The sequence below is a fragment of the uncultured Tepidimonas sp. genome (assembly GCF_938045175.1).
Lineage (GTDB): Bacteria > Pseudomonadota > Gammaproteobacteria > Burkholderiales > Burkholderiaceae_C > Tepidimonas.
In genome coordinates this window covers 1-7,963 of sequence record NZ_CALIND010000043.1, presented here as the reverse complement: position 1 = coordinate 7,963, position 7,963 = coordinate 1, and the positions used below count along the sequence as shown (strand labels likewise).

Genomic DNA, 7,963 nt, shown 5'->3' with positions numbered 1-7,963 from the left:
ATCACCGAGCTGGAGGCGGCGTTCCTGAAAGACAACCTGGTGCGCGCCGAGACGCTGCCACTGGTGTTTGCGGTGCTGGGCACCGACGGGCTGCAGCGCGGTGAGCGCGTGCGCGTGCGGCTGGGCGCGATCGACGAGCTGACGCTGGAAGTCACGGGCACCGTCATCGAGCGGCTGGGCGACACCGAACCCGTGGCCGAGGTCGAGGACACGCTGGAGGGCGAGCCCGACGACGCGCTCGCCGCCCCGCTGACCATCGCCGTGGCCGTGGATGACGGCGAAACCGATGCCGGTCCCCAAGGGGCGGCGGGCGAGACGCCGCGTTAGGACGGCATCGGGAGATCGCTGCCGATGACGGCCCGTGCCAGCGCCTTTGCCACCCTCGGCGCCCGCGTGCGCGCCGACCCACTGCCGTGGGCGCTGGCGTTTTCAGTGGCGGTGCACGCGGTGGTGCTGACGGTGCGCTTCGTGCCGCCACTGCGGCCCGAGCGTGTGTTGCAGGACACGCCGCTGGAAGTCATTCTGGTCAACGCCCGCGGCGACCAAGCGCCTGAGCGGGCGCAGGCCATCGCGCAAGCCAACCTGGCCGGTGGCGGCGACGCCGAGCGCGGACGCGCCCAATCGCCGCTGCCGCCGGCGATGCGGATGCGCGCGGGTGACGCGCTGGACGAGGAGGAGCAGCGCATCGAGGCCATGAAGGCGGAACAAAACCGCCTGCTGGCCCAGCTGCGGCGAGAAATCGCGCAACTGAACGCGGCGCCGCCGGCGGATGTGGCCCAGGCCCAAGCGCGCGAGCAACGCCGGCAGGCGCTGGTAAAGGCGCTGGCCGAAATCGAAAAGCGCATCGAAGAAGAAAACGCCCGCCCACGGCGCCGCTACATCAGCCCGGCCACCCGCGAAGCGGTCTATGCCCTGTACTACGACGAGCTGCGCCGGCGCATCGAGGACCGCGGCACGGCCCAGTTTCCCGAGCAGGGCGGGCGCAAGCTGTACGGCGAACTGACCATGGTCATCACCGTCAACCACGACGGCCGCGTGCTCGATACCGAGGTGGTACAGGGTTCGGGGAATCCGTATCTGGACGAGCGCGCGCAGGCCATCGTGCGCAGCCTGCAGTTTGCGCGCTTCAATCAGGCCATGCGCCAGCGTGCCGACCAGATCGTCGTCGTCTCCCGCTTCCGCTTCACACGCGAGGCGGGCTTGCAGACGCAGCTAGGGGAATCCCGCTGATGGGGCGAGTCGGGCGCGCGCTGTGGCACGTGCTGGGCTGGATCGCGCTGGCGGCGCTGCTGTTGCAAGTCTGGTTTGTCGCACGCATCGCGCTCATGGCGGTGGTGGATCCGCAGAGCACCGCGTTTCAGCGCTCCGAGGCGTGGCGGCTGTGGCAAGAAGACGGCGGCTGGCAGCGCTGGCGCCAGCGCTGGGTACCCTACGACCAGATCTCGCCGCACCTCAAGCGCGCGGTCATCGCCGCCGAGGATGCCGGCTTCGTCGAGCATTTCGGCGTGGACTGGGAGGCGGTACAGGCCGCGCGCGAGCGCAACGAACGCCGAATGGCGCAGGCGCAACGCCGCGCCAGCAGCGGCCCCGTGCGCCCAGCACGGCTGGCGGGCGGCTCGACCATCACGCAACAACTGGCCAAGAATCTGCTGCTCTCCGGCGAGCGCACGCTGTGGCGCAAGGGGCAGGAGCTGCTGTTGACCTGGATGCTGGAGGCCACGCTGGACAAGCGCCGCATTCTGGAGATCTACCTCAACGCGGTGGAGTGGGGCGATGGCATCTTCGGCGCCGAGGCTGCCGCCCAGCACTACTTCCGCAAGCCCGCCGCCCGCCTAACGCCGGCCGAGGCAGCCCGACTGGCGGTGCTGCTGCCCGCCCCGAAGCGCTACGGGGCGCGGCTCGGTTCGGGCTATCTCGAGAGCCGCACGCAAACCATTCTGGCGCGCATGGGCGCCGTTCGGGTGCCCTGATGGTGGGCCGCCCGGCTAAGATCGCGCCATGCGCATTCTTGGTATCGACCCTGGCCTGACCGCCACCGGCTTTGGCGTGGTGGACGCCGAGGGCCCCCACCTGCGCTACGTCGCCAGTGGCACCATCCGCACCAGCCCCGACGGTGGAGCGCTATTGCCGCAGCGGCTGCGCACGCTGTTCGACGGCATTGGCGAAGTGGTGCGGCGCTACCAGCCCACGGTGGCGGCGCTGGAGATCGTATTCGTCAACGTCAACCCGCAGGCCACGCTCATCCTGGGCCAGGCGCGCGGCTGCTGCCTGACGGCGCTGGTGGCCAACGACCTGCCAGTGGCCGAATACACCGCGCTGCAGCTCAAAAAAGCCGTCGTCGGCTACGGCAAGGCGCACAAAGCCCAGGTGCAGGAGATGGTGCGCCGGCTGCTCGACCTGCCGGGGCTACCCGGCAAGGACGCGGCGGACGCGCTGGGCCTGTGCATCACACACGCGCAGGTGGCCCGCACCACCCAAGCCATCCGCGAGGTGGCGCCGTTGCGCGCGCGCACCCATGCGGCTTACAAGGACGGACGCCATTACTGAGTCGCCCGCTCGGCACGGCCCACCGCTACCCGATGCGCGACAAGATCAACACGGCAAAGAAGGCCAAGGCGGCGATGACCGTCCACTTCAGAATCACGAGGCCCCAGCGCAGATAGTGCCGCCGCCCGGTGCCCAAATAAAACGCAAAGCACAACGCCGCCCCGCCCAGCAGGGCAAACATCAGGAAGCGGAAGATGAACACGGCGCGGACTCCAGCGGCGTGGGGCGTCAGCGCGCCAAGGCCAGTTGGGCAAAGCCCGGCGGGGCACGGCGCTCGTCTTCGAAGGTGACGATCTCGGTCGCGTCCGGTTGCGCCAGCAGCGCGCGCAGCAGCCGGTTGTTGAGCGCGTGCCCGCCCCGATAGGCGCTGTAGGCGGCCAGCAGAGGCCGCCCCACCAGGTACAGGTCACCCATCGCGTCGAGGATTTTGTGCTTGGCGAACTCGTCGTCGTAGCGCAGGCCGTCGGCGTTGAGGACCTTAACGTCGTCGAGCACGATGGCGTTGTCCAGCCCGCCGCCCAGGGCCAGCCCTTGCGAGCGCATGTGCTCCACATCGCGCGTGAAGCCAAAGGTGCGCGCACGCGCGATCTCGCGCGCGTACTGCCCGCTGCCCAGATCGAAAGTGACACACTGCCCGGTCGCACTGACGGCGGGGTGATCGAACTCGATTTCGAACTGCAGCCGAAACCCGTGGTACGGCTCCAGCCGCGCCCATTTGAGGCTGCGGCCCTCGCCTTCGCGCACCTCCACCGGGCGCGTCACCCGCAAAAAGCGTCGCGGCGCGCGCTGCACTTCGATGCCCGCGCTTTGCAACAGATAAACGAACGACGCCGCCGAGCCGTCCAGAATCGGGACCTCCTCGGCCGTGATGTCGATGATGAGGTTGTCGATGCCCAGGCCACAGCAGGCGCTCATGAGGTGCTCGACGGTGTGCACGCGCACGCCATCGCGTGACAAAGTGGAGGCCAGCCGCGTATCGGTCACCGCCGTGGCACTGACTGGGATGTCCACCGGATCGGCCAAATCGACCCGGCGAAAAACGATGCCCGTATCGGGCGCCGCGGGACGCAGCGTGAGCTCGACCCGCTCACCGCTGTGCAGGCCCACGCCCACGGCGCGCGTGAGGGTCTTGAGGGTGCGTTGCGCAATCATGTCGGCATTGTAGGCGCGGGGTCGGATCCGCGCCCATCCGGTCGGTCATGCCCTGCCGCCGCGCAGGGCGCGCGCCGGTGAGCCGCGTCGGCAAGACGGCCCACCGGCTGATCGAGGCGTTCCAGGCGTATGCGCGTGCTTTAGTCCGCCTGCTTGCGCAGGAAGGCGGGGATTTCGAAGTCGTCCATGCCGCTGGAAGCCAGCGCCTCGACGCGCGCAGCCGCGTTGCGGGTGCGCCAGACGCTGGGCACGGCTGGATTGCCCGCCGTGGCCGCGCCACCGCCCGTGCCGGCGGCGCCCGTCGGCACCGCCTGGTTGAGCGTCGGGATGAACGGCATGTTGTCGGTCCCCGTGCGCAGGCCCTGGTGCGGCTGGGATTGCACCACGGTCAGCGGCTGGCGCTGGCCGTTGCGGTTCAGGCCGGTGGCGACCACGGTCACGCGCAGCGCATCGCCCAGCGACTCGTCGTACGCAGTGCCGTAGATGACGTGCGCGTCCGGCGCGGCAAAGGCGCGAATGGTATTCATCGCCAGCTTGGATTCGGACAGCTTGAGCGACCCCTTGGCCGCGCTGATGAGCACCAGCACGCCCTTGGCGCCACGCATGTCCACGCCCTCCAGCAGCGGGCAGGCCACGGCCTGCTCGGCGGCGATGCGCGCACGATCCGGACCGCTGGCCACCGCCGTGCCCATCATGGCCTTGCCGGGCTCGCCCATCACGGTACGCACGTCCTCGAAGTCGACGTTGACCAGCGCCTCGACGTTGATGATCTCGGCGATGCCGCCGACGGCGTTCTTGAGCACGTCGTTGGCGGCGGCAAACGCTTCGTCTTGCGTGACGTCCTCACCCAGCTCCTCGTGCAGCTTGTCGTTGAGCACGACGATGAGCGAATCGACGCTTTGCTCCAGCTCGGCCAGGCCCTCCTCGGCGTTGGCCATGCGCCGGCCGCCTTCCCAGTCGAAGGGCTTGGTCACCACACCCACGGTCAAAATGCCCATTTCCTTGGCCATCTTGGCGATCACGGGGGCCGCGCCGGTGCCGGTGCCGCCGCCCATGCCGGCGGTGATGAACAGCATGTGCGCACCCTCGATCGCCTCGCGGATGTCGGCTTCGGCCATCAACGCCGCCTCGCGGCCCTTGTCGGGCTTGCTGCCCGCACCCAGCCCGGTGCGACCGAGCTGGATCAACCGGTGCGCCGACGAGCGCGCCAGCGCCTGCGCGTCGGTGTTGGCACAAATGAACTCCACGCCCTGCACCCGGCTTTGGATCATGTGCTCGACGGCATTGCTGCCGCCACCACCCACGCCGATCACCTTGATCTGCGTGCCGCGGTTGAATTCTTCGACTTCGATCATCTCGATGCTCATGGAACGCTCCTTGCCTGTGTTCAGAAATTGCCGACGAACCACTCTTTGACGCGCGTCAGCAGGCCCCCGACCGAGCCCGCCTTCTGCGCCACCTTGTGCCCGCGCAGGCGCGCCAGGCGCGCCTCCTCGAGCAAACCCATCACCGTGGCCGCGCGCGGCTGCGCGACCATGTCCCCGAGGGCACCGGCGTACTGGGGCACGCCGCGCCGCACGGGTTTGAGAAAAATGTCCTCGCCCAGCTCGACCATGCCAGGCATGACTGCGCTGCCACCGGTGAGCACGATGCCGCTGGAGAGCAGCTCCTCGTGCCCCGATTCGCGAATCACGGCTTGCACCAGCGCAAAAATCTCCTCCACGCGCGGCTCGATCACACCGGCGAGCGCCTGGCGGCTGAGCAGGCGCGGCCCGCGATCCCCGAGGCCAGGGACTTCCACCTGCTGATCCGGATCGGCCAGCAACTGCTTGGCGCAGCCACTCTCGACTTTGATGTCCTCTGCATCCTTGGTGGGGGTGCGCAGCGCCATCGCGATGTCGTTGGTGATCAGATCCCCCGCGATGGGGATGGCCGCCGTGTGGCGGATGGCACCGCCGGCGAAGATCGCCACGTCGGTGGTGCCCGCGCCGATGTCCACCAGCGCCACGCCCAGCTCTTTTTCGTCCTCCGTCAGTACGGCCTGCGCCGCCGCCAGCGGATTGAGCATGAGCTGGTCCACCTCCAAGCCACAGCGGCGCACGCACTTGAGAATGTTTTCGGCAGCGCTCTGGGCGCCGGTGACGATGTGCACCTTGGCCTCGAGCCGGATGCCACTCATGCCGATCGGCTCTTTGACCTCTTGGCCGTCGATGATGAATTCCTGCGGTTCGACCAACAGCAAACGCTGGTCGGTGGAGATATTGATCGCTTTGGCCGTCTCGATGACGCGCGCGACGTCGGCCGGGCTGACCTCGCGGTCTTTGATCGCCACCATGCCGCTGGAGTTGATGCCGCGAATGTGGCTGCCGGTGATGCCGGTGTAGACACGCGCGATGCGGCAGTCGGCCATCAGCTCGGCTTCTTTGAGGGCCTGCTGGATGCTGGCCACGGTGGCGTCGATATTGACGACCACCCCGCGCTTGAGACCATTGCTGGGGGCGACACCCAGACCGGCGAGCTTGAGCTCGCCACCTGGCAGGACTTCGGCCACCACCACCATGATCTTGGCGGTGCCGATGTCGAGTCCGACCACGATGTCCTTGTATTCCTTGGCCATGATGCGTTCAGCGGGTGGGTTGACGGGCAGACGCGGGCGCGGGCCGTGCGGTGGCGGGGGCACGCGCTCGCGGGCTTGCGGGGGCGTCGGGCTGGGTGGACACGCCGCGCAGCTGCAGCGCGTATCCGTTGGGGTAGCGCAGGTCGGCGCTGACGATGTCGCGCGCGCCGTAGCGGGCGCGCAGCGCGGCCTGGGTGGTGGCAAAGCGCTGCAGGCGCTCGACGACCTCGGCCTCGCCGCGGCCAAGCTCGATCGGCGCGCCGCTGTCGAGCGTCAGCCGCCAACTGCCGCGGCCCGACAGCTCCAGCCGTCCGACGTCACGCCCCAACCGCTCGACGAGGGGCGACAGGCGGCGGTACATCGCCACCACGGCTTCGGCTTCGCCTGCGGGCCCATACAGCACGCCCCATTGGTCGGCGGCGGGGTCGTCGGGGTCGGCCTCGAACACCTCACCACGCACGCTCACCAAGCGCCCCCCACCGGCCTCACCCCACCACGCCAGCGGCTCGTGCTCGCGCAGTGTGACGCGCAGACGGTTCGGAAACTCGCGCTCCACCACGGCCTCCCGCACCCACGGCAGCGCCTCGAAGCGGGCGCGGGCCTCGGCCAGATCCAGCGTCAGGAAGGTACCGCGCAGGTGCGGCACCACGAGCGCGCGCACCGTCACCGCGTTTTGGTGGGTCAAGTCGCCGTGCAGGGTGATGGCCTGCAGCGTCCACAGCGGATGCCGCGCCACCCACACCCCCAGCGCCACCACGACGGCCCCCGCGGCGAGCGCCCACAGCGCCGCGGCCACGGCGTTCATCCAGCGCACATCGGCCGGCATGGGCGTGGGAGGGGTCGCGGCGCGCGTCGCCATCTCAGCGCTCTCCTCCAGACGCGGTGTCGGCGGACGGCGGGTTGTCCAACGTGGCCGCCGCCAGCAGGCGCAGGCACAGCGCACCATAGTCAAGCCCGACGGCTTGCGCGGCCATGGGTACCAGCGAATGCCCGGTCATGCCGGGCGAGGTATTCATCTCCAGCAAATAGGGACGGCGCGTGGCGGCGTCGATCATCACGTCGGCGCGCGCCCAGCCGCGGCAGCCCAATGCGCGGTAGGCCGCCAGTACCAAGGTCTGGATGGCCGCCTCCTCGTGCGCGGGCAGACCGCTGGGGATGAGGTAGCGCGTCTCGTCGCTGAAATATTTGTGCTCGTAGTCGTAGTTGCCACCGGGCGCCACGATGCGAATGAGCGGCAGTGCCTGCGCCTCGCGGCCGCTGCCCAGCACCGCGCACGTGACTTCGTCACCGGCGATGAACTGCTCACACAGCACCTGTGCATCGTGACGCGCCGCCAGCAGGTAGGCATCGGCGCACTGCCCCCGGGCGGTGACCTTGGTCAGGCCGATCGTGGAGCCCTCGCGCGCCGGCTTGACGATCATCGGCGCGCCCAGCGCGTCGAACGCCGCCTGCGTCTCCTCGACGCTGCCGACCAGGCGCCAGTCCGGCGTGGGCAGCCCTTCGGCGCGCCACAGGCGCTTGGTCATGGTCTTGTCGATGGCCAGGCTCGACGCCAGCACGCCCGAGCCGGTGTAGGGGATGCCCATCAGCTCCAGCGCGCCTTGCACGGTGCCATCTTCGCCATAGCGCCCGTGCAGCGCGATGAAG

At 69.2% G+C, this 7,963-nt stretch carries 9 protein-coding genes and 1 pseudogene; 4 read left to right on the top strand and 6 right to left on the bottom strand.

Annotated features, from left to right (window positions below; all coding sequences use genetic code 11):
* From Q0716_RS02245 to ruvC, 4 genes and pseudogenes are all read left to right on the top strand, one after another.
* Positions 1-327: pseudogene (locus tag Q0716_RS02245) on the top strand (RNB domain-containing ribonuclease); the annotation flags it as partial.
* 24 nt (positions 328-351) lie between these two features.
* Positions 352-1,230 (top strand): TonB family protein, encoded by an 879-nt coding sequence (locus tag Q0716_RS02240; protein ID WP_299019187.1) that lies wholly within the window; start codon positions 352-354, stop codon positions 1,228-1,230.
* Entirely contained in the window at positions 1,230-1,970 is a 741-nt protein-coding gene (gene mtgA, locus Q0716_RS02235) for a monofunctional biosynthetic peptidoglycan transglycosylase (protein WP_299019185.1), read from the top strand. The genes Q0716_RS02240 and mtgA overlap by 1 nt, the downstream gene beginning before the upstream one ends.
* A 28-nt stretch (positions 1,971-1,998) precedes the next feature.
* Positions 1,999-2,547, top strand: a complete 549-nt coding sequence (gene ruvC / locus Q0716_RS02230) for a crossover junction endodeoxyribonuclease RuvC (protein WP_299019183.1) — start codon at positions 1,999-2,001, stop codon at positions 2,545-2,547.
* Positions 2,548-2,572: 25 nt separating this feature from the next.
* On the opposite strand, the gene Q0716_RS02225 is transcribed toward ruvC, so the two are convergent.
* The 6 genes from Q0716_RS02225 to Q0716_RS02200 form a co-directional block, all read right to left on the bottom strand.
* Positions 2,573-2,749: a hypothetical protein gene (locus Q0716_RS02225; protein WP_299019181.1), complete on the bottom strand. Its 177-nt coding sequence runs from the start codon at positions 2,747-2,749 to the stop codon at positions 2,573-2,575.
* 26 nt (positions 2,750-2,775) lie between these two features.
* Positions 2,776-3,699 (bottom strand): UDP-3-O-acyl-N-acetylglucosamine deacetylase, encoded by a 924-nt coding sequence (lpxC, locus tag Q0716_RS02220; RefSeq protein ID WP_299019179.1) that lies wholly within the window; start codon positions 3,697-3,699, stop codon positions 2,776-2,778.
* 140 nt (positions 3,700-3,839) lie between these two features.
* Complete coding sequence (gene ftsZ / locus Q0716_RS02215; RefSeq protein ID WP_299019177.1) at positions 3,840-5,066, bottom strand: cell division protein FtsZ; 1,227 nt, start codon at positions 5,064-5,066, stop codon at positions 3,840-3,842.
* A gap of 20 nt (positions 5,067-5,086) precedes the next feature.
* Positions 5,087-6,316 (bottom strand): cell division protein FtsA, encoded by a 1,230-nt coding sequence (gene ftsA, locus Q0716_RS02210; RefSeq protein WP_299019175.1) that lies wholly within the window; start codon positions 6,314-6,316, stop codon positions 5,087-5,089.
* 7 nt (positions 6,317-6,323) lie between these two features.
* Positions 6,324-7,175, bottom strand: a complete 852-nt coding sequence (locus Q0716_RS02205) for a cell division protein FtsQ/DivIB (RefSeq protein ID WP_299019173.1) — start codon at positions 7,173-7,175, stop codon at positions 6,324-6,326.
* A gap of 1 nt (position 7,176) precedes the next feature.
* The coding region (locus Q0716_RS02200) for a D-alanine--D-alanine ligase (protein ID WP_299019171.1) at positions 7,177-7,963 on the bottom strand (787 nt) is incomplete at its 5' end.

What these genes read in the sequence shown, in the direction of transcription:
- Q0716_RS02240 (WP_299019187.1), top strand. Translation starts at nt 352, where the DNA reads ATGACGGCCCGTGCCAGCGCCTTTGCCACCCTCGGCGCCCGCGTGCGC.
- mtgA (WP_299019185.1), top strand. Translation starts at nt 1,230, where the DNA reads ATGGGGCGAGTCGGGCGCGCGCTGTGGCACGTGCTGGGCTGGATCGCG.
- ruvC (WP_299019183.1), top strand. Translation starts at nt 1,999, where the DNA reads ATGCGCATTCTTGGTATCGACCCTGGCCTGACCGCCACCGGCTTTGGC.
- lpxC (WP_299019179.1), bottom strand. Translation starts at nt 3,699, where the DNA reads ATGATTGCGCAACGCACCCTCAAGACCCTCACGCGCGCCGTGGGCGTG.
- ftsZ (WP_299019177.1), bottom strand. Translation starts at nt 5,066, where the DNA reads ATGAGCATCGAGATGATCGAAGTCGAAGAATTCAACCGCGGCACGCAG.
- ftsA (WP_299019175.1), bottom strand. Translation starts at nt 6,316, where the DNA reads ATGGCCAAGGAATACAAGGACATCGTGGTCGGACTCGACATCGGCACC.
- Q0716_RS02205 (WP_299019173.1), bottom strand. Translation starts at nt 7,175, where the DNA reads ATGGCGACGCGCGCCGCGACCCCTCCCACGCCCATGCCGGCCGATGTG.